The 25,033-nt window shown below is 71.6% G+C and carries 12 protein-coding genes; 8 read left to right on the top strand and 4 right to left on the bottom strand.

From position 1 onward, the window contains the following. The first annotated feature begins 1 nt into the window (after position 1). Together BM004_RS09305 and BM004_RS09300 are read left to right on the top strand one after the other, a co-directional pair. Positions 2-3,250, top strand: a complete 3,249-nt coding sequence (locus tag BM004_RS09305) for a non-ribosomal peptide synthetase (protein WP_093212743.1) — start codon at positions 2-4, stop codon at positions 3,248-3,250. Positions 3,251-3,273: 23 nt separating this feature from the next. Beyond that, positions 3,274-10,650, top strand: a complete 7,377-nt coding sequence (locus BM004_RS09300) for a non-ribosomal peptide synthetase (RefSeq protein ID WP_177206443.1) — start codon at positions 3,274-3,276, stop codon at positions 10,648-10,650. A 105-nt stretch (positions 10,651-10,755) separates the two neighbouring features. On the opposite strand, the gene BM004_RS09295 is transcribed toward BM004_RS09300, so the two are convergent. From BM004_RS09295 to fhuF, 4 genes are all read right to left on the bottom strand, one after another. Then, complete coding sequence (locus BM004_RS09295; RefSeq protein WP_093212739.1) at positions 10,756-13,134, bottom strand: TonB-dependent siderophore receptor; 2,379 nt, start codon at positions 13,132-13,134, stop codon at positions 10,756-10,758. Positions 13,135-13,299: 165 nt separating this feature from the next. Continuing rightward, the gene (locus BM004_RS09290) at positions 13,300-14,601 is read right to left on the bottom strand and encodes a lysine N(6)-hydroxylase/L-ornithine N(5)-oxygenase family protein (protein ID WP_093212737.1); all 1,302 of its coding nucleotides are present in this window, start codon (positions 14,599-14,601) and stop codon (positions 13,300-13,302) included. A 91-nt stretch (positions 14,602-14,692) separates the two neighbouring features. Then, a complete protein-coding gene (locus BM004_RS09285) occupies positions 14,693-15,529 on the bottom strand; it encodes a N(5)-hydroxyornithine transformylase PvdF (RefSeq protein ID WP_093212735.1) in 837 nt (278 codons plus the stop codon). 52 nt (positions 15,530-15,581) lie between these two features. Then, positions 15,582-16,415, bottom strand: coding sequence for a siderophore-iron reductase FhuF (gene fhuF / locus BM004_RS09280; RefSeq protein WP_256219841.1), 834 nt, complete (start codon positions 16,413-16,415; stop codon positions 15,582-15,584). Between the two features lie 264 nt (positions 16,416-16,679). On the opposite strand from fhuF, the gene BM004_RS09275 reads away from it, so the two are divergent. From BM004_RS09275 to BM004_RS09250, 6 genes are read left to right on the top strand one after another with little or no spacing between them, the layout of a single operon-like run. After that, entirely contained in the window at positions 16,680-18,371 is a 1,692-nt protein-coding gene (locus BM004_RS09275) for a cyclic peptide export ABC transporter (protein WP_093128151.1), read from the top strand. Next, on the top strand, positions 18,368-18,991 hold the full coding sequence (locus BM004_RS09270) for a Fur family transcriptional regulator (RefSeq protein ID WP_093212733.1): 624 nt from the start codon (positions 18,368-18,370) through the stop codon (positions 18,989-18,991). Before BM004_RS09275 ends, BM004_RS09270 begins: the two co-directional genes overlap by 4 nt. A 21-nt stretch (positions 18,992-19,012) precedes the next feature. Further along, a complete protein-coding gene (locus BM004_RS09265; protein ID WP_371269120.1) occupies positions 19,013-20,173 on the top strand; it encodes an efflux RND transporter periplasmic adaptor subunit in 1,161 nt (386 codons plus the stop codon). Then, on the top strand, positions 20,170-22,170 hold the full coding sequence (locus BM004_RS09260) for an ABC transporter permease (RefSeq protein WP_093212730.1): 2,001 nt from the start codon (positions 20,170-20,172) through the stop codon (positions 22,168-22,170). The genes BM004_RS09265 and BM004_RS09260 overlap by 4 nt, the downstream gene beginning before the upstream one ends. After that, positions 22,167-23,639, top strand: a complete 1,473-nt coding sequence (locus tag BM004_RS09255) for an efflux transporter outer membrane subunit (RefSeq protein WP_256219839.1) — start codon at positions 22,167-22,169, stop codon at positions 23,637-23,639. Before BM004_RS09260 ends, BM004_RS09255 begins: the two co-directional genes overlap by 4 nt. After that, positions 23,630-24,946, top strand: coding sequence for a PepSY-associated TM helix domain-containing protein (locus BM004_RS09250; RefSeq protein ID WP_093212728.1), 1,317 nt, complete (start codon positions 23,630-23,632; stop codon positions 24,944-24,946). Before BM004_RS09255 ends, BM004_RS09250 begins: the two co-directional genes overlap by 10 nt. The last annotated feature ends 87 nt before the right edge of the window (positions 24,947-25,033 follow it).

Genomic DNA, 25,033 nt, shown 5'->3' with positions numbered 1-25,033 from the left:
GATGGCTGCCATTCTCGAAGACACCACCGGCGCCACCTTCGCCCTGAGCCCCGAGCAGCGGGCCGTCGCGGCCATGCTGCCGGCGGAGACGTCGGCGGCCGGCGCGACGCTCGTGCTGCTCGCCGACATCGAAGGTGCGCTCGACGCGCCGCGCCTGAAGGCCGCCGTGCAGGCCGTGTTGCAGGCGCACGGCGCCTTGCGTTGCGCGGTGCTGCAGGTCCCCGGTTTCCGCGGCCTGCGGCAGCGCACGCGCGACGCGATGCCGCCGCTGCGCTGGCAGGCGCTGGACCTGCGCGACAGCGCCGACAGCGCGGCCGTGTTCGCCGACTGGTTCGCCGCGTTCGCCAACGAGCCGCTGGACGTGGCCGACGGCGTGCCGGTGCGCGCCGGGCTCGTTCGGCTGGGCGAGACGCGCCACAGGCTCGCGCTGGCGGCCAGCGCGTTCGCGGCGGATGCGGGCAGCCTGCACACCCTGTTCGCACAGATCGCCGCTGCCCATGCCGGCGGCCAGGCGCCCGACGAAGAAGAGACTTTCCAGTACGCGCAATTCGTGGAATGGCGCCAGGACCTGGACGGCGGCGACGAAGCGCCGCAAGGCCGTGCGTACTGGCGCGGCCACGTCGGCGATGCGGCAACGCTGTCGGCGCCGCGCCTGGACCTGCGGGGCGAGGGCGCTTCCGCGTCGCAGGCACCTGCACTTCTACCTGCGCGCTTTTCGCGCACGCAGCGCATCGACAGTGAGCTCGCCACCCGGCTGCGCAGCGCCGCCACCGCCGCGAACATCCCGGTGGAGACGCTGCTGCAGGCCGCGTGGTGGTCGCTCGTTGCGCGGCTGAACGGCTACCGGCCGTTCGCCGGCGGCTGGCAGCACGACTGCCGCCGCGACTACGAGGTCATGCAAGGGGCCGTCGGCGTGTTCGAGAAGGTGCTGCCGGTGCGGATCGAGCTGGCGCCGCACACCCCGTTCGCGGACTGGGCCGTGCGCCTGGGCGAGACACTGGGCGCGCATGCCGAAGCGCAGGAGTACTGGGCCGTCGACGCGCCGGAGACCGTGGCGCACCTCGCCGTGGGCTTCGCGGTCAGTGAACACGCGCACATGCAAGCAGGCATGGGAACGGGCACGGGCACGGTATGGCGCGTGGAAGAGGCGCCGGGCCCGATGCCTTGCTTCGAGCTGGCGCTGCAGGTGAACCGCAGCGGCGACACGTTCACGCTGGCCCTGCACGCCGACGCGTCGCGCTACACGCCGCGCGCGGCCGAGCGCCTGCTGCTGCAGTTGGCCACGCTGCTCGACGGCGCGGCGGCACGGCCCGATGAACCGGTGTCCGGCCTGCCCGTGGTGGGGGCCGAAGAGCGCGCGATGCTGCTGGCGGCCCAGGGCACGGCCGTCGATTTCGGCGACCGCACGCTGGCGGCGCATGTCGCCCGCTGGGCCGAAACCACGCCGGACGCACCCGCGCTCGAAGCGGGTGAGCTGCGCATGAGCTACCGCGAGTTCGATGCGCGCATCAACCGCATGGCGCACTGGCTGAAGGCGCGTGGCGTCGCGGCCGGCGGCCGGGTGGCGCTCGAGCTGCCGAGGTCGGCCGACCTGCTGGTCGCGATGCTGGCCGCCTGGCGGGTGGGCGCGAGCTACCTGCCGCTGGACCCCGAGTGGCCCGCGGCACGCCGGCGCGCCGTGCTGGCCGACGCCGCGCCTTCGCTGGTGCTGCAGGCGGTGGCGCCGCAACCCGGTGACGAGGCCGCATGGCCGCAGGCCGTGCCGGCCGACATCGAGCTCGGCGACTTCCCCGACAGCCCGCCCGGCCATGCGGCATCGATGGACGACCTGGCCTACGTGCTCTACACCTCGGGGTCCACCGGCACGCCCAAGGGCGTGGTGATCGCACAGTCGAACCTGCTCAACTACGTGGCGTCGGCATCGGCGGCCATGGACCTCGCGCGTTGCCGCCGCTGGGGGCTGACCAGCTCGGTGGTGGCCGACCTGGGCAACACCGCGCTGTTCGGCGCCTTCTTCAACGGCGCATGCCTGGTGGTGGCCGGCGACGCCGACGTGAAGGACGCGCGCGCCTTTGCCGGCTTCATGCGCGAGCGCCGCATCGACGCGCTCAAGATGGTGCCGTCCCACCTCGAGGCGCTGCTCGAGGACGACGCGCCGGTGCTGCCGCGCACGCTGGTGCTGGGCGGCGAGGCCACGCCGCGCGCGCTGGTCGAGCGGCTGGCGCGGCTGGCGCCGGAATGCGCGGTCTACAACCACTACGGGCCGACCGAGACCACGGTGGGCGTGATGGTGCACCGCGTGTCGTCGGCCGATGCCGCGGTGCCGGTGCTGCCGCTGTCGCGCGTGCTGGCCAACAACCGCGTGCATGTGCTCGACGAGGCGTTGCAGCTGGTGCCCAGCGGCGGGCTGGGCGCGGTGTACGTGGGCGGCGCCCAGTTGTGCCGCGGCTACCTGAACCGCGACGTGGAGGGCGCTTTCGTGGAGGACCCGTTCCGGCCGGGCGAGCGGCTCTATCGCACCGGCGACCTGGCGCACGTGCTGCCCGAAGGGGGCATCCGCCTGGCCGGGCGCGCGGACCACCAGGTCAAGATCCGCGGCTTCCGTGTGGAGCCGGCGGAGGTGGAGGCCACGCTGCTGGCGCAAGCCGGTGTGCGGCAGGCCGTGGTGCTGGCACTGCCCGCCGCCGGTGCCGCCGCCGGCGCGACCTTGTCGGCCTTTGTCGTGCCCGGCCCGGAGCTCGCCCTGGACGCCGCGCGCGCCGCGCTCGCGGCGCAGCTTGCAACGCTGCTGCCCGCGCACATGCTGCCCTCGGGCTACACCTTCGTGGAGGCGTTCGCGCGCCTGCCCAACGGCAAGATCGACCGGCTTTCGCTGTCGGCGCTGGCCATGCAAGACGCGCAGCAGCCGCGGGCCACCGCGCCGCGCGACGCACTGGAGTTCGTGCTGGCCGAAGCCATGGCCCGCCTGCTGCAGCGCGACGCCATCGGCGTGGAGGAGGACTTCTTCGAACTCGGCGGCCACTCGCTGCTGGTGATCAAGCTGGTTGCGCGGCTGCGCAAGCTGCTGCAGACCGAGGTGGCGCCGGGCCTGGTGTTCGACCACGCCAGCGCGGCCGAGCTGGCCGCGGCCTTGCGCGCCGACGAAGCGAACGACGTGCCGCGCATGGAAGCGCTCGCGCAGGCGCACCGCCAGGCCAGCCAGCCGGCCACGACTTCTCCAATGCCCTCGCGGGCCACCCAGGACGCATGACGCGCCCGCCGCACGGAACATCGATGAACAGCAGCACCCACGCAGCGCAACGCGTCCCCGCAGACCCGGCCTGGCTCGACGACGAGGACGACGAAGAAGAAGACCGGATCGTGCGCCGGGTTCCCGAGGGCGAGGAGGCGCCCCTTTCCTGCGCGCAGGAGCAGCTTTGGTTCCTGCAGAGCCTGGAGCCGGGCCTGACGGCCTACAACCTGCCGCGCATGTTCCGGCTGCGCGGCGCGGTGGATGCGGCCGCGCTGGAGCGTGCGTTCCGCGCGGTGATCGGGCGCCACGCCATCCTGCGCACGCGCTTCTTCGAGCGCGACGGCGTGCCGGTGCAGGTGGTGCAGCCGCGGGTCGATTTTTCGCTGGAGCGCATCGACCTCCGCGCGCTGGCGGACGACGCGCGGCAGGCGGGCGTCGACGAGATTCTTCGGCGCACCGCGCTGCACGTGTTCGACCTGGGCGTGGCGCCCGCGCTGGTGGCGCGGCTGGTCACGCTGGGGCCCGCCGAGCATGTGCTGGCCGTGTGCCTGCACCACATCGTGTCGGACGCCTGGTCGAACCCGATCCTGGCAAAGGACCTTGCCGAGGCCTACGAGCGCGCCTCGCGCACCGGCGCCGACGTGCATCTGCCCGCGCTGCCGGTGCAATACGCCGACTACGCGGTATGGCAGCGCGAACGCGTGCAGGGCGACGAGCTGGCGCGCCAGCTCGCGCACTGGAACCGGCACCTGGGCGACGAGGTACCGCCGCTGGACCTGCCCGTGGACGGCGTGCGCGGGCCGCGCCAGACCTTCAACGGCGCCACGCTGGGCTTCGCGCTCGACACGCCGCTGAGCATCGCGCTGCAGAAGCTCTGCCGCGCCGAGAAGTGCACGCCGTTCATGATCCTGCTGGCCACCTGGCAGATGCTGCTGGGCTGGTACAGCGGGCAGAACGACTTCGCGATCGGCACGCCCAACGCGGGACGCCATCGCGACGAGGTGCGCGACCTGCTGGGCTTCTTCATCACCACGCAGGTGTTCAGGGCGCGGCTCGGCCCGCAGCTGAGCCTGCGGCAGATCTGCCGGCAGGTGCGCGCCGACGCGCTGTCCGCGCTGCAGCATGCGGACCTGCCGTTCGAGGTGCTGCTGGCCAGCCGCAAGGTGCAGCGCGATGCCGCGCGGCCGCCGCTGTTCCAGGTGATGTTCGGCGTGCAGATGGTGGATGCCGCCGTCGAGCTCAGGTTCGGCGATGCGCACGCGCAGCTGCTGGAGGCCGAGCACATCGGCGCGAAGTTCGATCTCTCGCTGGACTTCCAGATCGACGCGAAGGGCGCCAGTGCCCAGCTCGAATACAACACCGACCTGTTCTCGCAGGCCACGGCAAGGCGCCTGGCCGCCTGCTACGTGCGCTTGCTGGAAGCCCTCACGGCCGACCCGGACCGGCTGTTTGCCGACATCGACCTGCTTGACGAGGCCGAGCGCGCCGCGCTTCGCAGCCAGGGCGTCAACACGCTGCGGCATGCGGGCGACGCACCGGTGCACCGGCTGTTCGAGCGCCGCGCGCAGGCGCAGCCGGACGCCGCGGCGCTGGTCTTCGGCGACGAGACGCGCAGCTACGCGCAACTCAACGCCGAGGCCAACCGCCTGGCGCACCGGCTCGTGGCGCTGGGCGTCGCGGCGGAGTCGCGCGTGGGCATTTCGGTGGAGCGCTCGCCGGCCATGATCGTGGGCATCCTCGCGATCCTGAAGGCGGGCGGTGCCTACGTGCCGCTCGACCCCGACTATCCCGCCGAGCGGCTGGCCTACATGATCGGTGACAGCGGCGTTGCGCTGGTGCTCACGCAGTCGTCGCTGGCCGATCGCTTTGCCGCCGGGGCGTCGCTCGCGGTGCTGCAGCTCGACACGCTGGACCTTGCCGGCGAGCCGGTGCACGACCCGCGGCGCGAGCTGCACGGCGGCAGCCTGGCCTACCTGATCTACACCTCGGGTTCCACCGGCCGTCCGAAGGGCGTGGGCATCGGGCACGCGGCGCTGGCCGCGCACGTGCAGGAGACCGTTCGCTACGGCGCATTGACGCCGGCCGACCGGGTGCTGCAGTTCTCGACGCCGAACTTCGACAGCTTCATCGAGCAGGTCTTTCCGCCCCTGGCCGCCGGCGCGGCCATCGTGCTGCGCGGCACGGCGCTGTGGGACAGCGAGACCTTCTACCGCGAGCTGCTGGCGCGGCGCATCACCGTCGCCGACCTCACCACGCCGTACTGGCTGTTGCTTGCGCAGGACTTCGCGCGCCACGGCCCGCGGCCCTTCGGTGCGCTGCGCCAGGTGCACGTGGGCGGCGAGGCGATGTCGGGCGAGGGGCTGCATGCCTGGCGCCGGGCAGGGCTCGGGCATGTGGCGGTGATCAACGCGTACGGCCCGACCGAAGCGGTCGTCACGGCCTCGACGCTCGACTGCACGGCCAGCCTGCATGCACAGGCGCCGCTGCCGCGCCAGATGCCCATCGGCCGCGCATTGGCCGGCCGCGCGCTGCGCGTGGTGGGCCCCGACCTGTCGCTGGTGCGGCAGGGCGCGGCGGGCGAGCTCTGCATCGGCGGCGACCTGCTGGCGCGCGGCTACCTGGGACGCCCGGCGCTGAGCGCCGAGAAATTCGTGGCCGATCCGTTCGGCGGCGAAGGCGCGCGCCTCTACCGCACCGGCGACCTGGTTCGCTGGAACGGCGACGGGCAGCTGGAGTACCTCGGGCGCATCGACCACCAGGTGAAGGTGCGGGGCTTTCGCATCGAGCTGGGCGAGGTCGAGGCGCAGCTGCTGGTGCAACCCGAAGTGCGCGAGGCGGTGGTCGTGGCCGGCGAGGGGCCGGCGGGCGCGCGGCTCGTCGGCTATGTCTCGCTGCAGGCCGCTTGCGCGATGGAGCCGGCCGCGCTGCGCGCGCGGCTCGCGGCGGCCTTGCCCGAGCACATGGTGCCCGCGGCGCTGGTGGTGCTGCAGGCGCTGCCGCTGAACCCCAACGGCAAGCTGGACCGCAAGGCCTTGCCCTCGCCGGAGTTCACCGGCGACAGTGCCTATGCGCCGCCGCAGGGCGAGGCGGAGGTGTTGATGGCGCACGTGTGGGCGCAGGTGCTCGGCGTGGCGCGCGTGGGCCGCCACGACAACTTCTTCGAGCTGGGCGGCGATTCGATCCTGAGCCTGCAGATCGTCGCGCGGCTGCGCACGGCGGGCCGCCGGGTCACGCCGCGGCAGCTGCTCGAGCGGCAGACGGTGGCGGCACTGGCGGCCGTGAGCGAGGCGGTGGAAGGCGACGGCGGTGAAACGGGCGACGCACTTTCTTCGTCCGAGTCGCTGGCGCCCGTGGCTGCGATTGCTCCGATCGCCCGGCTCGCGCCGCACCTGCGCGCGGGCGCGCTGCCGCTGTCGCATGCCCAGGCGCGCCAGTGGTTCCTGTGGCAGCTGGACCCGTCCAGCACCGTCTATCACGTGGCCGGTGGCCTGAGGCTCGAGGGCGTGCTGTCCGTCGAGGTGCTGCGCGAGAGCTTTCGCAGCCTGGTGCAGCGCCACGAGTCGCTGCGCACGGTGTTCCGTGCGCGCGAAGACGGCCTGGCCGACCAGGTGGTGCTGCCGTCGCCCGGCTTCGAGGTGCCGCTGGCCGACCTGAGCGCGCTGGGCTCCATTGCGCGCGAGGACGAGACGCGCGCGCTGGTGCGGCTGGCCCACAAGACGCCGTTCGATCTCGGGCGCGGGCCGCTGCTGCGCGTCGAGCTGATCCGGCTCGAGCCGCGCTCGCACGTGCTGGTGGTGGTGATGCACCACATCGTCTCCGACGGCTGGTCGGTGCAGGTGATCGTGGACGAGTTCGTGGCGCTCTACCGCGCCGGCGTGCAGGGGCGGGCGAACCCGCTGCCGCCGCTGCCGGTGCAGTACGCCGACTACGCCGTGTGGCAGCGCGACTGGCTCCAGGCCGGCGAGAGCGCGCGGCAGCTGGCCTACTGGCAGCAGGAGCTCGGCGGCGAGCAGCCGGTGCTGCGGCTGCCCGCCGACCATCCCCGGCCGGCGCGCGCGCACTACGCGGCCGCGCACCACGGCCTCACCTTGCCGGCCGCGCTGGTGCAGCGCCTGCAACGCCAGGCGCAGGCCCAGGGCGGCACGCTCTTCATGGCGCTGCTGGCCTGCTTCCATGTGCTGCTGCACCGCCACACGGGCCAGCCCGACATCCGCGTCGGCCTGCCGGTGGCCAACCGCCACCGCCCGGGCACCGAAGGCATGGTGGGCTTCTTCGTGAACACGCAGGTGCTGCGCGGCCGCATCGACGCCCGCAAGACCTTGCAGGAGGTGTTCCTGCAGACGCGCGAGACGGCCCTGGGTGCGCAGATGCACCAGGACCTGCCTTTCGAGCAACTGGTGGACGCGCTGCAGCCCGAGCGCGACGCCAGCCGCACGCCGCTGTTCCAGGTGATGGTGAACCACCAGCGCAGCCGCATGCAGGCACTGGCCGAACTGCCCGGCCTCACGCTGCACGACCAGGCGCTGGCCGAGCGCACGGTGCAGTTCGAACTCACGCTCGAACTGCTGGAAGACGAGCGCGGCGGCGTCCACGTGACACTGACCTACGCCCGCGAGCTGTTCGAGCCGGCCACCATGCAGCGCATGGCGGCGCACTACCAGCTGCTGCTGCAGGCCCTGGCCGATGCGCCGCAGCTGCGCGTGGGGGACATCGAGCTGTTCGACGCGCGGGACATGCCGGGCACGCAGTCCGTCCAGCCTGCCCAGCCCTCGCAAAGGCAGGACCAGGGCATGCACGACCCGGCGCTGGCGCATCGGCAATTCGAACAGCAGGCGGCGCGGTACCCGGACGCGGTGGCACTCATCGACGGCGAGCGCGTGCTGAGCTACCGCGAACTCGACGTGCAGGCGAACCGGCTGGCGCATGCGCTGGTGCGGCGCGGCATCGGGCCGGAGGTGAGGGTGGGCATTGCGATGCCTCGCGGCGCCGACATGTTCATCGGCCTGCTGGCCATCCTGAAGGCGGGCGGTGCCTATGTGCCGCTCGACCCCGACTACCCGGCCGACAGGCTGGCCCACATGGTGCAGGACAGCGCCGTCGCCGTCGTGCTGACGCACAGCGCGGTCCAGGCGCGCGCGCCGCAGGGGCCGGGCATCGTGTCGCTCGTGGTCGACCGCATCGACACCCGCGCCGAACCCGGGCATGGCCTGGCCGTGCGCCTGCACGCGCAGAACGTGGCCTACGTGATCTACACCTCGGGGTCCACGGGGCGTTCCAAGGGCGTGGCCGTGGCGCACGGGCCGCTCGCGATGCACATGCGGTCCGTTGCCGGGGTGTACGGCCTGGCGCGCACCGACCGGCTGCTGCAGTTCGCGTCGATCAACTTCGATGCGGCCGGCGAGCAGTGGCTGCTGCCGCTGGGCGTGGGTGCGTCGATCGTGCTGCCGCCGCCCGGCAAGCAGTCGCCTGGCGACTTGCTCGCGCTGGCGCGGCGCACCGAGGTCAACGTGCTGTATTTCGCGCCGGCCTACATGCGCCACCTGGCGCAGGCGGCGTTGGCCGAACTGGCGGAGATGACAGGGGCGCCGTCCGGCGGGCTGCCCGGCGTGAAGATGTGCATCGCGGGCGGCGAAGCCTGGGCGAACCCCGATTTCCGCGCCGCCGCCGAGGCCTTCGCGCCGCGGCGCCTGTTCAATGCCTACGGGCCGACCGAATGCGTGGTCACGCCCTGCGTGTGGAGCGCCGATGCCGAGGAGCGGGGCGCGTGGAACTGCGCGCCGATCGGGCGTGTGGTGGGCGAGCGCCATGCGGTCGTGCTCGGCCCCGACATGGAGCGGGTGCCGCTGGGCGCGGTCGGCGAGCTGTACCTCGGCGGCAACGGGCTGGCGCGCGGCTACCTGGGGCGCGCCGGGCTGAGCGCCGAGCGCTTCGTCGCGGACCCGTTCGACGACCGGGGCGGGCGGCTCTACCGCACCGGCGACCTCGTGCGCTGGAACCACGAGGGCCAGCTCGAGTTCATCGGGCGCATCGACCACCAGGTGAAGATCCGCGGGTTCCGCATCGAGCTGGGCGAGATCGAGGCGCTGCTGCTGGCGCAGCCCGAGGTGCGCGAGGCCGTGGTGGTGGCCGACGAAGGCCCGGCGGGTGCGCGGCTGGTGGGCTATGTCTCGCTGCAACCGGGCCAGTCGCTTGCGCCGCCGGCGCTGCGTGCGCGGCTGGGCGACACGCTGCCCGAGCACATGGTGCCTTCGGCGCTCGTGGTGCTCGACGCGCTGCCGCTGAACCCGAACGGCAAGGTGGAGCGCAAGGCGCTGCCCGCGCCGGCCTTTGCGATCGACAAGGCCTGCGAGGCGCCGCGCGGCGCGCTCGAGGAGGCGCTGGCGGCAATCTGGGCCGAGGTGCTGGACGTGCCGCGGGTCGGCCGCCACGACAACTTCTTCGAGCTCGGCGGCGATTCGCTGGTGGCGCTCAAGCTGCTCGCGCACATCCAGCGGACGCAGGATCCGCGGATGAAGTTCTCCCTGCAGGACCTGCTCCAGAAGCCGACGCTGGCGCGGCTCACGGCTTCGAGCGACACCGGGCGTGCGCGCGAGGCGGTCGAGCGCCTGAACGAGGCCACGCAGCCGCCCGGCGCCGTGCCCCTGTTCTGCATTGCGCCCGGCCTGCGCAACGCGTTCGACTACCAGCCGCTGGCGCGCCATCTCGAGGGCAGCCGCGCGGTCTACGGCGTGAGCTACAGCGGGCTGCCCTTGCCCGAGTCGGTCGGGCAGATGGCCGAGCGCTATGCCGAGCGCATCCGTGCCGCGCATCCCGTGGGCGCGATCGCGTTGCTCGGGTGGTCGCTGGGCACGGTCATGGCCGTGCACGTGGCGCACGTGCTCGAGCGCCAGGGTGTGGCCGTGAGTTTCGTGGGCCTGGTGGACAGCTTCGTGATGGACGACAGTTTCGACGCGGGCGACTGGTACGACGAGCTGCGGCAGTTCGTTGCCGACCTGGCCTACGAGAGCGCGGGCAAGGCGCAGGTCGACGCGCTGCTCGATCGCTTCGAGTCGATCCGCAATGCGTCCGACGCGGTGGTCGACCGCGCCGTGGCCGAGATCCTGGGCACGCTCGGCATCGACATGGGAGAGGTGGACGTCGGCGAGCGCATCGCGATGTCGCGCCGCTTCAATGCGGCCACCGCGGCAATGCCCGCGCTGCCGGTGCTGCAGGCCGAAGCGCACGTCTGGTGGAGCAGGGGGCGCACCGCGCAGGACCGCGTGCAGCTGCTGCACGAACTGCGCGGCCGTGCGCGCGTGGGCACGGACGTCGACACGAACCACCAGGGGATCGTGCGCGACGCCGGGCTGTTCGAGGCGGTGCGCGAGGCACTTGCCGAGGTGCGGCAAGCGCAAGAGGAAGCTGCAGAGTCGGCCTGACGCTGCGGTCGCATTCAAACGATTCGGCCCCCGGCGCGCAAGGCGGCGGGGGCCGATGGTCGTGTGACAGCGATGAGGAGGCGGCGCGCGTGGCGCCGCGCGGCATCAGAACTTGTAGCGTGCCGTCATGGTCACCGCGCGTTCGTTGCCGCGGTAGCACTCGCCGTGATAGCAGATCGAGAAGTACTTCTTGTTGAAGAGGTTGGTGACGTTGAGTGCGAGGCGCCACGGGCCGGTCTCGTAGTGCACGGCCGCGTCGGCGACGGTCACGCCGCGTTCATAGGATGTGTTGTGCTCGTCGTTCTGGCGCTTGCCGATGTAGCGCACGCCGCCGCCGAAGCCCAGGCCGTTGCCCAGCGTGTAGTCCAGCCAGACCGAGGCGGACTGCTTGGGCACCAGCGGCGGGATCTTGCCGAGTTCGTCCGGGTCGGCGCTGTTGAGCACCTTCATGTCCAGCCAGGTGTACGAGGCGGCGATGTTCAGGCCCGGCGCGAGTTCGCCCTTGGCCTCGAGCTCGAGGCCGCGCGAGCGCTGCTTGCCGATCTGGCGGCCTTCGAAGGTCACCGGGTCGTACGTCACCACGTTGGTCTTGCGCAGGTCGAACACCGCGGCGGTGAACGAGGTGCGGGTGCCTTCGGGCTGGTACTTGAGGCCGACTTCCACCTGCTTGCCGCGGCTGGGCTTGAAGGGTTCGTTGTTGCCGTCCACGCCGCTGTTGGGCAGGAAGGATTCGCTGTAGCTCAGGTAGGGCGCCCAGCCGTTGCCCGCCAGGTAGGTCAGGCCGGCGCGTCCGCTGAAGGCGTCGTCGCGGTTCTTGGTGTAGGTCGTGTTCAGGATGTCGTCGGTGATCGAGGTCACGCGGTCCTGGCGGCCGCCCAGCGTGACGATCCACTTGTCGGCGATCTTGATCTGGTCCTGCGCGTAGATGCCGATCTGGCGCGTCGTCTGCCGGTAGTTCTGCAGCGGATCGGTGGGCGGCGTCACCAGCTGGTTGTAGACCGGGAGGTACAGGTCCAGGTCGGGCGCGGCGCCGCGGAATTGGCGTGACTTGCCCTTCAGCTCGTTCCAGTCGACGCCGAACAGCAGCGTGTGTTCCGTGATGCCCGCGCGCACCTTGCCCTGCACGTTGGTGTCGAACACGCTTTGCTTGAGCGGGTCGTTCCACGTGCGCGCGATGCGGTAGATGGTGCGCTCGTCCTCGGCGGCCGAATCGGCCCAGACCACGCGCCGGTCGAGCGCGATGGTGGTGTATCGCAAGCTCTGGCGCAGTGTCCAGTCCTGGGCGAGCTTGGTCTCGAAGCGGTAGCCCAGCGATGCCTGTTCCTGCTTGATGCCGCTGAAGCTCGGGTCGCCCATCTTCACGTTGGTGAAGCGGCCGTTGGCGTTGATGTAGTAGGGGTCCTCGCCCGAGCGGTTCTTGAGGAATTCACCGAACACCGTGAGGGAGGTGTCGGCGTTGGGTTGCCAGCGCACCGACGGCGCGAGGTACGCGCGCGTGCGGTTGAGCTTCTGGCCGTCGGAGTAGCGGTCCTGGTCGTTGCTGTCGAGCGAGACGCCCACCAGCCGGTAGCTCAGGTCGGTGTTGCCGATGCGGTCGCCGAGATCGAAGGCCAGCTGCTTGCGCTGGAAGCTGCCGTACTGCACCTCGATCTCGCGGATCGGCTCGCCGGTGGGCTGCTTGCTCACGCGGTTGATGATGCCGCCGGCGTCGCCGCGGCCGAACACCATCGACGACGGGCCGCGCAGCACTTCGACGCGCTCGAGCGAGTAGGGCTCGGAGATGTAGTAGTTGACGCTGAACGGCGTCTGCGCGAGGCCGTCGCGGTAGCTGCTGTTGTAGGTGCCGAAGCCGCGCAGCAGGATGTCTTCCCAGCCGCGGTTGTCGGGGCCGTACATGCTGGTCGTGACGCCGGGCGTGTAGCGGATCGCGTCCATGATGTCCTGGGCGCCGCGGGCTTCCATTTCGTCGCGGCCGATGATGGAGATCGACTGCGGCACTTCGAGCACCGGCGTGTCGGTCTTGGTGGCCGTGATGCTGCGGCGGGCGACATAGCCGGTCACCGGTCCGGTGGGCGATTCCTCGGCGCTGGCCACCACCTGCACCGCGGGCAGGGTGCTCTGGGAGGCGGGGATGTCCGCGGTGCGGCGGATCGCGAAGCCGCCGTTGGCGGTGCGCGTGGCTTCCAGCGCGGTGCCCGTGAGCATCTGGCGCAGGGCCTGGTCGACCGTCAGCTTGCCTTCGACGGCGCGCGAACTGGTGCCGGCGACCACCTCGCCGGCGGCGAACACCTGCACGCCGGTCTGGCGCGAGAACTCGTTGAGCGCCGCGCCGAGGGCCTGCGAGGGCACCTTCACGTCGAACACCTTCGCCACGGCCTGGCCGGAAGCCTGTGCCGAAACCACGGGGGCCCAGACGGTGAGAACGGAACCGAACGCCGCGGCAAGCGCGGCATTCAGCAGATGTTGACGAGGCAGGGGACGCATAAAAAGGCAACTCCAGTTTTTTGAATTACGACGCATTCACATTCAGGTGCGGACGCCGGCCCAACTTCCGGTCCATGGCGCATCTATGAGTAAGACGTTCGAACTCATCAAACAGAGACACCTTCCCGTCACATTTTTTCGTCAGCGCGCACGCACCGCGAAATTTCAGGTCTGGATGGCCTCGGCCTCCCGCCGCAGGTGCTGCGCGGCGCCGGCCGGCGTGGCCAGCAGGGCGCTGCCGATTTCGCCGGTCCTGACCGAGGTGACCGACAACAGGGTGTCGCTCAGGCCGTGCGAATCCTCGCAGGCGCCCTGCAGGTAGATGGCCGGATGGAAGTCGGGCGTGGCCTGCAGGCGGTACTGGCGGTCGACCGTGTAGTCGCCCAGGTAGCCCGCCAGCGGCGCCAGCAGGGCCTTGTGCTGCTCGCGCGCATAGCCGGTGGCGAGCACCACGGCGTCGTAGCGCACGGCGTGCTCGCGCTGGGCGTTCTGGTCCCACAGCGTGAGATGCACCCCCTGGGCGTCGGCCACGACGTTGCGGATGCCGTGCTGGCGCAGGAAGCGCAGGCGGTTGCCGCCGGTCACGCGCTGTTGGTAGAAGGCCTTGTAGATCTGCTGGATCAGCTCCAGGTCGGCCACCGCGTAGTTGGTGTGCCAGAACTCGTCGAGCAGCGCGGCGCGCTCGTCCTCGGAGCGGCTGAAGGTGTAGTCGGTGAACTCGGCGTTGAAGATCTCGTTCACGAAGGGGCTGTCGTCCGCCGGGCGGATCGAGCGGGCGCGCGTGACCAGGTCGACCTGCGGCGCGCCGGGGCGGCCCTGCAGGTCCATGAAGATCTCGGCCGCGCTCTGCCCTGCGCCCACCACGGCAATGCGCCGGGCCTCCGGATGCTGCGCGATGTCCTGCAGGTAGCTGCTCGAATGGAACACGCGCGGGTCGTTGCGGAGTGTGCGAAAGCCATCGGGAATGTTGGCCGTGCCGCCGATGCTGACCACGAGGTTGCGCGTCAGGCGCTCCACCAGCTTGCCCGCGTGGTTGCGCGAGCGCACGCGCAGCAGCGCCACCTCGCCGCCCTGGTCCTCGGGCAGCACCTCGAACACCTCCTCGCCGTAGGCGCAGGCGTCCTCGAACTGCTCGGCCGCCCACGAGAGGTAGTCGTTGAATTCGTGGCGGCTGGGAAAGAAGCTCTTCAGGTTGGCGAAGTCGGTCAGCCGGCCTTTTTCGTGCAGGTAGTTGACGAAAGTGAAGCGGCTGGTCGGGTTGCGCAGCGTCGCCAGGTCCTTCAGGAAGGAGATCTGCATGTGCGCGTGGTCCAGCAGCATGTGCGGATGCCAGGCGAAGCTCAGCTGCTTCTCGATGAACAGCGCGTCGAGCGGCCGGCCCGCGTGGCGCTTCTCCTCGAGGGCGATGGCCAGGGCGATGTTGGACGGGCCGAACCCGATCCCGACCAGATCATGGACGTGTGGCATGGAAATCAACTCCTGTGGTGGAGGGCGGCGCGCCGTGCGCGGCGGCCGGCCCTGGGCCGTGTGTAAGAAGACGGTCGGCGGCGCCGGATGTTCACGCGTCCACGGTCTCGGCCATCAGGGCCAGGCCCTGGTGGAGCGCCGGGAACAGGCTGCGATTGAAGTTGTTCCAGCGCAGCTCGAGGATGGTGTCCGCGGGATCGATGTCGGTGCCCAGCACGTCGAAGATGACTTCGCCGGAGTCGATGCCGGTGTCCACGTAGTGGAAGGACGCGCCGGTCTTCAGCACCGGCTCGACCGGCACCGTCTCGCGCGTGCGCCAGTCGACCACCCGCTGGCCCCGGGCGCCGTGCAGCGCGTCGAGCGTGGCCCAGGCGCCGCGGCGCTCGAAGGGCGACTCCAGCCGCGTGATGCCGGGGTGGATGTTCACGATCCGGCGGAAGAACGGGCTTTCCGGCCGCGCCAGCTGGTCGAGGATCACCAGCAGCCCGTCGAGCACGACAACGTCGGCTTCCAGCGCATGGAGGCGCTCGAGCAGGCGCTGCTCGAAGTCCTTCTTGCCGGCGGCGCGTTCGGTGGTGGCGTCCAGCGGCAGCCGCCGGTAGGTCGAGGGCACGTTGTGGAACATGTCGTTGACGCGGCGTCCCTGCGCCTGGAGCTCGCCGGGAAAGATCCACTGGCGCGACGGCTCGAAGCCGAAGCCGTAGTCCTGCAGCGCCTTGCGGTCGCGCGGCGAGCCTTCGTCGTCGTCGAACAGCACCGCCTCGAGCGCGTAGGCGTCGCCCAGCGGCGTGCTGTCCAGGGCTTGCGCCAGCGACTCCAGCGGGGACTTCATGTAGCGCTGCCCGCCCTTGTAGTCGATGTGCTGGCCGGCCTTGTCGGCCGCCGCATTCCTCAGGGACATGATGTAGACGAGTTTTGCCTTGGACATGGATGTGCGCTCGGTTGATGGGTGAAAGGAGACAGAAGAGGCGCGGCCGAATTCAGCGGTGCGCCGGCGACAGCGGGCAGACGCCGCAGTAGCCTTCGCCGGGCAGGAGGTGAAAGAGGCAGCACTGGCGGTGCAGCTTCACGGCGTGGTCGCGGCCTTCGAAGCGCACGCGGATCTCGCGCTGCGGGCCGGGCAGGGGGTTGGTCCAGGCCATTTCGGCTGCATTGGTTGCATCGGCGGCATCGGCGGCATCGGGCGAAGGGCTGCTGGCCACCCAATCGGGGTTGTGCAGCAGTTGCTGGCGATCGAGCGCGATGGGCGGCGACCCGCCCGTCAGCGCCAGGGCCTGGTCCAGCACCGGCTCCAGGTTGCGCGCCGCGTTGCCCCACAGGATCTTGGCGGCAATGCCCGTCCGCTGGCGCAGCGCCTGGAAGAGCGGCTCCAGGTGCCCGCGCAGCAGCACCGCATAGCGTTCCGCGGTGCTCGCGCCGCGCTGCGGCCGGCCCAGCTCGCGGATGTGAAAGCGCAAGGGGTGGGCGTGCGTGTCGAGCCGCACCCAGACCTGGTCGGCGGCCATCGGGAACACGTGCTGCAGCACGCTGGCGGCGGCCGCGGCCGGCGGCAGCAGCATGCCGAGGTAGTCCAGGCTCCAGGCCGAGGCCACCGCGCGCAGGTCTTCGCCCTCCACGCCGAGGTGCGCCGCATGCTGGCGCAGCACGCGGTCCAGCAGGTCGGGGGAGCGCACCAGGTCGGCCACGCGCAGCGCGCCCGCGGGCGGCCGCGCCGCGCATTGCAGCGCCTCGCCGTGCGGCGCCAGATCGCCCTGGAACAGGGGTTCCAGCAGCGCGATCATGGCGCGTTCACGGTGCGGCCATGGGGCGGCCATGGGGCGGTCGGGCGCCGGCGGCGCGGCGTTTTGCAGGGTGCATGAAGCTAGGACGGATGGGCCGCGCGGGTGTTCATGGCGCACGGCGCGAACCGCGGCGTGAACATTTGTGCGGGCCACCCGTCTAGAGGGGTACAGGCGGTCCGGCGCCGCCGGCAGCCCGGCGTTTGCGCGGCAGGGCCGCCGCCATCCGTTTCGCGTCCGGCGGCAGGGGTCGTCCCTGCCACCGGACCCCAGTCGCCTGCGGGCGGAAAGAGTTCTTGCATGACCACTGCCCCCGCCTCCGACGGCGAGTTCACACGCCTGCTCAAGCCGTTCCTGCCGTGGATCCTGCTGTCGGCGGTCATGGGCATCGGCGCGGGCGCGGCCACGGTCGCGTTGCTGGGCACCATCAACCGGGTGCTCAACGGGCAGGGCGGCCTTTCGGGCGGCCTGCTGCTGACTTTCATCGGCCTGTGCGCCGCGGCGCTGTTCGGGCGCATGGTGTCGGACGTCTCGACCAACTTCGTCGGCCAGCGGGTGGTTGCGCAGGTGCGCAAGAGCCTGGCGCAGAAGATCCTCTCGGCGCCCATCGATGCGCTGGAGCGCTACCGCACCCACCGGCTCATGCCGGTGCTGTCGCAGGACGTGGACATGATCAGCGACGTGGCGTTCGCGCTCTCGGCAACGCTGATCGCCTGCGTCACCGCGCTCGGCTGCCTGGCCTACCTGGCCTACCTGTCGCTGCCGCTGTTCGGCGTGCTGATGGTGGCGCTGGTGGTCGGCGCCTCGGTGCAGACCGTGGCGCAGATCCGTGGCGTGAACGGGTTCTGGAAGGCGCGCGAACACGAAGACCAGCTGCACAAGGCCTACCGCGCGATCAGCGAGGGCGCCAAGGAACTGCGCATGCACCGCGTGCGCCGCCAGCGCATGTTCGGCGGGCAGATCGAACGCATCGTGGACAACATCCGCACCGTCAACGGGCGGGCGATCAACACCTTCGTCGTGGCCGCGGCGTTCGGCTCGGGCCTGTTCTTCCTGCTGATCGCGCTGATCCTGGGATGGGCCGCGTTCCGGCCCACCGAGCCCGCGGTGCTCAGCGGCTTCGTGCTGGTGCTGCTGTACCTCAAGGGACCGATGGACCAGATCGCCGGCGCGCTGCCCGCCGTGGGGCGCGCCCGTGTCGCGTTCCGGCGCATTGCCGATCTGTCGGCGCGCTTCGCCACGCCGGAGCCTCACCTGCACGTGGGGCGCGCCGGCGATCCGCTGAAGCTCGAGGGCGAGATCGCGCTGCGCGGCGTGCGCTACGTCTTCGATGCGCCCGAGGGCGGCGAGGCCTTCGCGCTGGGGCCGATCGACCTGCGGCTGCGCCGCGGCGAAATGGTGTTCGTGGTGGGAGACAACGGCTCGGGCAAGACCACGCTGATCAAGCTGCTGCTCGGCCTGTACGCGCCGCACGAGGGCGAGGTGGCCATCGACGGCACCGCGATCGGCCCCGAGCTTCGCGACGACTACCGCCAGCTCTTCACCACGGTGTTCTCCGACTTCTACCTGTTCGAGGACCTGGCCGCCGGCGAGGGCGAAGCGCACGGCGAGGCCAGCATGCAGGTGCTGCCGCAGCGCGCGTTGCCTTACCTGGAGCGCCTGGAGATCGCCCACAAGGTGAGCCTGAAAGATGGCGCCTTCACCACCACCGACCTGTCGACCGGCCAGCGCAAGCGGCTGGCGCTGGTGCACGCCTACCTGGAAGGGCGCCCGGTGCTGGTGTTCGACGAATGGGCGGCCGACCAGGACCCGACCTTCCGCCACCTGTTCTATACCGAGCTGCTGCCCGAGCTTCGCGCCAAGGGCCACCTGCTGGTCGTGATCTCGCACGACGACCGCTACTTTCACCTGGCCGACCGCGTGATCACCATGCGCGCCGGCCGCATCGCGGACGACCGGCCGCGTGCCCACCTCGAGAGCCTTGCTGCATGAACGACGGCCTGGAACCCAACGACGTGCAACGCCCGGCGTTCATGACGCAGCTGCGGGGCGCGCGCATCCGGCCGTCGGTGGTCCGGCTCTGCGTGCTGCAGACGCTGGCGGACGCGGGCACCGAGTGGCAGCGCGGCGAAGAGGTGTTCCGCCGCATGCTGCTGCGCGGCACCTCGGCCAGCCTGACCACGGTCTACCGCGTCCTCAAGGAGTTCGAGCACTCCGGCCTCATCGAGCGCGAATGGGTGCGCAGCCGGGGCGGCGCGCTGGCGGTGTTCCGCTACGCCGCGCCCGATGCGCAGGCGGACGCAGCGACCGTGCGCATGCGCTGCAGCGGCTGCGGCGCCTCCACCGAGGTGCACGACCGCGAACTCCACGAGGCGCTGACCCGCGTGGCGCTGAACCAGGGCCTGCCGCCCACGGGCACCTTCGACGTGCAGATCCACGGCGCCTGCGCGGCGTGCCGGCAAGCCGGCGCCGGCATGCCGTCGGGCGGGCTATCGGGAGAGCCTTCGGGTGAGCCATCGAGCGAGAGCGGATCGAGCGGCCATGCCGGGATGCTGCCGCTCGCGGGTTTCCTGGCCCGTCCGCGTGCGCGCGCACAGCGCCTGGCGGCGTAGCGGGAGGGCGGCGTGAGCGATGTGCGTCAAGGCGCCTGGCGCCGCCGTGCGGTGGCGGGGCTGCTGGTCTTCCTGTGCGCGGCGGCCGGCGCGGGGCTGTTGTGGGGGCGCGGCGATGCGGCGGATGTCGAGTCCGTGGCGCTCGTGCGCGGCACCATCGAATCCAGCGTCACGGCGCTCGGCGTGCTGCAGCCGCGGCACTACGTGGACGTGGGCGCGCAGGTCTCGGGGCAGATCCTTCGGTTGCACGTGCAGCCGGGCGACGTCGTCAAGCGCGGGCAACTGCTGGTGGAGATCGACCCCAGCGTGCAGCAGGCCACCGTCGACGCGGGCCGTGCCTCGCTCGCGGGGCTGCGCGCGCAGCGCGACGACCAGCAGGCCCAGCACCTGCTGGCGCGGCAGCAGCACGCGAGGCAGCGCCAGATGGCGGCCGACGGCGCCACGCGCGACGAGGACGTGCAGGCCGCGCAGGCCACGCTGGCATCGGCCGGCGCGCGCGTGCGCCAGTTCGAGGCGCAGGTCGCACAGACCCAGGCGACGCTGAAGGCCGACGAGGCCCGCCTGGGCTACACCCGCATCTACGCGCCCATGGCCGGCACCGTCGTGTCGGTGGAGGCGCGTGAAGGCCAGACCCTCAACGCCACCTACCAGACGCCCAACGTGCTGCGCATCGCCGACCTGTCGTCGATGACGGTGTGGTCCGAGGTGTCGGAGGCCGACGTGCGGCGCATCAGGACCGGCATGCCGGTCTACTTCACCACGCTCGGCGAAAGCCAGCGCCGCTGGCAGGGCCGCGTGCGGCAGCTGCTGCCCGCGCCACCGGTGCCCGAGAACAAGTCGGGCGGCGACAGCGGCGCCAAGCCCTCGAGCGCGGCGAGCAAGGTGGTGGTCTACACGGCGCTGTTCGACGTCGACAACGCCGACGGCGAGCTCATGCCGCAGATGACGGCCAAGGTCGCCTTCGTCGAATACGCCGAGAAGGACGCGCTTTCCGTGCCGCTGGCCGCGCTCGTGCCCGTGGCCGGCAGCAGCGACCGCTTCACCGCGCGCGTGCTGCGCCCCGACGGCAAGGTCGAGGCGCGGCAACTGCGCGTCGGCGTGCGCAACCGGCTTTCCGCCCAGGTGCTGGAGGGCGTGCAGCCGGGGGAACGCATCGTCACCGCCAGGGCGGCGAAGCCATGACGCCGGCGGCGAGCGCTTCCGGCGAAACGCCCCGGCCCCTGATCGAGCTGCAGGACATCCGCAAGTCGTACGGCGGCAACAACGCCTCGGCGGGCGCTCCCGCGACCACGGTGCTGCACGGCATCTCGCTGCGGATCCATGCCGGCGAATTCGTGGCCATCGTCGGCGCTTCGGGTTCGGGCAAGTCCACGCTGATGCACATCCTGGGCTGCCTCGACCGGCCGAGCGCCGGCCGCTACCTGTTCGACGGGCAGGACGTGGCCAGCTTCGACGCCGACGCGCTCGCCTGGCTGCGCCGCGAGGCCTTCGGCTTCGTGTTCCAGGGCTACCACCTCGTGCCCAGCGAATCGGCGCGCGAGAACACCGAGATCCCCGCGCTCTATGCCGGCATGCCCGAAGCCGAACGGCGCGCGCGCGCGACCGCACTGCTCGAGCGGCTGGACATGGGCGCGCGGCTCGACCATCGGCCGCACCAGCTGTCGGGCGGGCAGCAGCAGCGCGTGGCCATTGCCCGCGCGCTGATGAACGGCGGGCGCATCATCCTGGCCGACGAGCCCACCGGTGCGCTCGACAGCAAGAGCGGCGCCGAAGTGATGACGCTGCTGCACGAGCTGGCGGACGCGGGCCACACCATCATCCTCATCACGCACGACCGGACGGTGGCCGCGCAGGCGCGCCGCGTGATCGAGATCCGCGACGGGCGCATCGTGGCGGACGCGGGCAGCGCGGAGGGTGAGGCCATGGCCACGCCCGCGCACGCCGCTGCGCCGGCGACGCCCTTCGGGCACCCGGCCTCGCCCGGCGGCGCCTCGCTGCTGGCCGACATCCGCGAGGCCACGCGGGCGGCCTGGCGCGTGATGTGGAGCAACAGGTTTCGCACCGGCCTCACGCTGCTGGGCATCGTGATCGGCGTGGCCTCGGTCATCGTGATGCTCGCGGTCGGCGGCGGCTCTCAGCAGAAGGTGATGGCGCAGTTCGAGACCTTCGGCACGCGCACCATGTTCGTTGCCGCGCAGATCGCCAGCCTGCGCAACCCGAGCGCGCCGCTCACGCTGGACGACGCGCTGGCCATCCGCACGCTGGCGAACGTCGAGGGCGTCGCGCCCTACATCGAGGACAAGGTGGTGGTGCGCCGCGGCAACGTCGACCATCTCACGGAGGGCGGGGGCGCCACGGTCGATTTCTCGCGTGTGCTGGGCTGGGGCGTGAGCCAGGGCGTGATGTTCGACGCCGAGGACGAGCGGCGCGTCGCCAAGGTCGCCGTGATCGGCGAGACGGTGCGCAAGCGCCTGTTCGCCGACGGGCAGGACCCGGTCGGCCAGGACATCCTGGTGGACAAGGTGCCGTTCCAGGTGGTCGGCGTGCTGGCGTCCAAGGGCGCCACCGACGGCGAGGACCAGGACGACCGGGTGGTGGTGCCGCTGTCTTCGGCCGCCACCCGGGTCTACGGCCATCCCAACCCGACGTGGATCGCGGTGCAGGTGCGCGACATCGACAAGGCGCAGGAAACGGCCACCGCCATCGAGGCGCAGCTCGAGCGGCTGCAGGCCGGACGCAACGTGCTGATATGGAACCGCGTCGAGGCCCTGCGCGTGCAGACCGAGACCGCCCGTGCCATGACGATGATGCTGGGGCTGATTGCGGTCGTGTCGCTGGTGGTGGGCGGCATCGGCGTGATGAACGTGATGCTGATGACGGTGCGCGAGCGCACGCGCGAGATCGGCATCCGCATGGCCACCGGCGCGCGCCAGCGCGACATCCTGCGCCAGTTCATGACCGAGGCGGTGCTCGTGACCTCGGTGGGCGGCACCGTCGGCGTTGCCGCCGGGCTGGGCATCGTGGTGGCGCTGTTGCTGGCGGGCGTGTCCGTGCAGTTCTCGGTGCCCGCGAGCGTCGGCGCATTCGGCTGCGCCGTGCTGACGGGCGTGGTCTTCGGCTTCATGCCGGCGCGCAATGCGGCGCGGCTCGACCCGGTCGTGGCGCTGGCGGGGGAATGACGATGCCGCGCATGTCGTTCGCCTTGCGCGCCGCCTGGCTGTTGTCTGGCATGGCATTGCTGGGCGGTTGCGCGCTGCAGGGCGACCGCGCCGACCGTGCGGTGGCGCTGCCGTCCGGATGGCAAGCCGCGCCGCCCGCGTCAGCCGCGGCGGGCACTGTCGATGCGGATTGGTGGCGCGGCTTCGGCAGCACCGAGCTCGACGCGTTGATTGCGCGCGCGCAAGTGCAGAGCAACGACCTGGCCGCCGCCGCCGCGCGCGTGGCGCAGGCCGATGCGCTGGCCCGCATCGCCGGTGCGGCGCCGCGGCCGCAGGTCACGGCCACACTCGACGCCGCCCGCGAGGGCCGGCTGGGCGGCCGTGCGGCGGTCGACGGCAGCACCCATGCCGCCGGCTTCAGCGCCCGCTACGAACTCGACCTGTGGGGCCGCGACGCCGCATGGCGCGACCAGGCGCTGCACGACCTGCGCGCGAGCGCCTTCGAGCGCGACGCCGTGCGGCTCAGCGTGACGGCCAGCGTTGCCTCGGCCTGGCTGCTGGGCCAGGCACTGCGCGAGCGCGCCGGCATCGCGCAGCGCAATCTCGACAACGCGCGCCGTGTGCTCGCGCTGGTCGAATCCCGCAGCCGCGCCGGCGCGGCGTCGCCGCTCGACCTGGCGCAGCAGCGCGGGCTGGTGGCCTCGCAGGTTCGCAGCGTGGCGGCGCTACAGCAGCAGGCGCGCGACGCCGAAGCCGCGCTGGCCGTGCTGCTGGGCGCGACGTCGCCGGTGGCCGCGGGGCAGGGCCTGGCCCTCGATGCGCTGCAGGTGCCGTCCATCGGCGCGGGCGCACCGTCGGCCCTGTTGGTGCGCCGGCCGGACATCGCACGCGCCGAGGCGCAGCTGTCCGCCGCCGATGCCAACGTGCTGGCCGCGCGCGCCGCGTTGCTGCCTACCGTCTCGTTGAGCGCCTCCGTGGGGACGGGGCAGGGCCGCTTCGGCAGGCTGTTCGACAACCCGGTCTACAGCCTGGCCGCGGGACTGGCTGCGCCGATCTTCGATGGCGGCCGCCTGGCCGGCGGGCGGCAACTGGCGCAGGCGCGGCGCGAGGAATTGCTGGCGGCCTACCGGGGCGCCATCGCCGCCGCGTTCGCCGATGCCGAAACCGCGCTCAACGCCGTATCGGCCACCGACGCGCAGGCCGCGGCGCAGGCTGTCGAGCTGGCCGAGGCACGCCGTGCGGCCGGCCTGTCGGAGTCGCGCTACCGCGCGGGCGCCGAAACGCTGCTGACCTTGCTGGACGCGCAGCGCACCCTCTACGTTGCGCAGGACCTGTCGGTGCAGCTGCGCATGGCACGCCTGCAGGCGAGGGTCTCGCTGTATCGTGCGATGGGCGGCGGCTGGCAGGCTCGGCCATGTCCGACGGCCACCGCCGCGGCCACCGCCCCCACTACCGCCCCGACCGTCGAAGGAACTTTCGAATGCGCCTGATGTTCGTGGCCCTGCACCGCTGGGCCGGCCTGTCGATTGCAGGGTTCCTGTTCGTCTCGGGCCTGACGGGCGCCGTGATCTCGTGGGACCACGAGCTCGACGAATGGCTCAACCCGCACCTGACGGATGCGCGCACCACCGGCCCGGCGCTGCCGCCGCTGGAACTCGCGCGGCAGCTCGAGGCGCGCCATCCGCAGGTGCTCGTCACTTCGCTGCCGATGGCCGCCGAGACGGGGCATTCGCTGTCGTTCGGCGTCGAGCCGCGCGTCGACCCCGCGACGGGCCAGCGCTTCAAGCCCGGCTTCAATCAGGTCTTCGTCGATCCGGCGTCGGGCGAAGAGCTCGGCCGGCGCGATTGGGGCGCGGTCTGGCCCATCGGCAAGGAGAACTTCGTCTCCTTCCTCTACGTGCTGCACTACACCCTGCACCTGCCGAAGATGTGGGGCATCGACCGCTGGGGCGTCTGGCTGCTGGGCACCATCGCACTGGTCTGGACGCTCGACTGCTTCAGCGGCTTCTACCTGACATTGCCGCTGCGCCGCCCCCGCAAGGCCGCTGCTGCCGTTACACCCGATGGTCCGGCAGGCAAGCGTTGGTGGCAGCGCTGGAAGCCCGCATGGAAGGTGCGCCGCGGCGCCGGCAGCTACAAGCTGAACTTCGACCTGCACCGCGCGGGCAGCCTGTGGACCTGGGCGCTGCTGTTCGTCATCGCCTTCACGGCGTTCTCGCTGAACCTGTACCGCGAGGTGTTCTTCCCGGTCATGTCGATGGTGTCGAACGTCACGCCCACGCCGTTCGAGCAGCGCGAGCCCGCCGACGAGGCCAAGCCCGTGGTGCCGCTGCTCGGCTACGCCGACGTGCTTGCCAAGGCCGCGCAGGAGGCTCGGCGCCGGGGGTGGGAAGAGCCCGTGGGTTCGCTCTTCTACGCGCAGCTGTTCGGCATCTACGGCGCGCAGTTCTTTGCGCCCGAAGACGAGCATGGCGCGGGCGGCGTGGGGCACCGCGTGCTGTACATCGACGGCCGCGACGGCCGCTTCGTCGGCAGCAGCGAGCCGTGGAAGGGCACGGCGGCCGACATCTTCGTGCAGGCGCAGTTCCCGGTGCACTCGGGCCGCATCCTCGGGCTGCCGGGGCGCATCCTGATCTCGGCAATGGGCCTGGTGGTGGCGATGCTCAGCGTGACGGGCGTGGTGATCTGGCTGCGCAAGCGCCGTGCCGGCGCCAGGAGCCGGCAACCGCAGGCCGCAGCCGCTGCCGCCGGGCCGGCCCTGCGGCAGCCGGCGGCCGGGGCCGGCACTTCCGGTTGAACATTCGGGCCGGTGGATCGTCTCTTTGGATGAAGCGCCTCGCAGGCGCACCCGCTGGCGCCTGGCGCCGCTGCACGGGCATCCTCC

This window comes from Variovorax sp. OK212 (assembly GCF_900112425.1).
In the GTDB taxonomy this organism is placed as follows: Bacteria; Pseudomonadota; Gammaproteobacteria; order Burkholderiales; family Burkholderiaceae_C; genus Variovorax.
This window is presented reverse-complemented; position numbering and strand designations above follow the sequence as displayed.

Bases quoted from the DNA above. Each gene is read 5' to 3' on its own strand.
- BM004_RS09285 (WP_093212735.1), bottom strand. From the start codon at position 15,529: ATGTCCAAGGCAAAACTCGTCTACATCATGTCCCTGAGGAATGCGGCG.
- BM004_RS09255 (WP_256219839.1), top strand. From the start codon at position 22,167: ATGACGATGCCGCGCATGTCGTTCGCCTTGCGCGCCGCCTGGCTGTTG.
- BM004_RS09305 (WP_093212743.1), top strand. From the start codon at position 2: ATGGCTGCCATTCTCGAAGACACCACCGGCGCCACCTTCGCCCTGAGC.
- BM004_RS09250 (WP_093212728.1), top strand. From the start codon at position 23,630: ATGCGCCTGATGTTCGTGGCCCTGCACCGCTGGGCCGGCCTGTCGATT.
- BM004_RS09300 (WP_177206443.1), top strand. From the start codon at position 3,274: ATGAACAGCAGCACCCACGCAGCGCAACGCGTCCCCGCAGACCCGGCC.
- BM004_RS09290 (WP_093212737.1), bottom strand. From the start codon at position 14,601: ATGCCACACGTCCATGATCTGGTCGGGATCGGGTTCGGCCCGTCCAAC.
- BM004_RS09295 (WP_093212739.1), bottom strand. From the start codon at position 13,134: ATGCGTCCCCTGCCTCGTCAACATCTGCTGAATGCCGCGCTTGCCGCG.
- fhuF (WP_256219841.1), bottom strand. From the start codon at position 16,415: ATGGCCGCCCCATGGCCGCACCGTGAACGCGCCATGATCGCGCTGCTG.
- BM004_RS09270 (WP_093212733.1), top strand. From the start codon at position 18,368: ATGAACGACGGCCTGGAACCCAACGACGTGCAACGCCCGGCGTTCATG.
- BM004_RS09275 (WP_093128151.1), top strand. From the start codon at position 16,680: ATGACCACTGCCCCCGCCTCCGACGGCGAGTTCACACGCCTGCTCAAG.
- BM004_RS09260 (WP_093212730.1), top strand. From the start codon at position 20,170: ATGACGCCGGCGGCGAGCGCTTCCGGCGAAACGCCCCGGCCCCTGATC.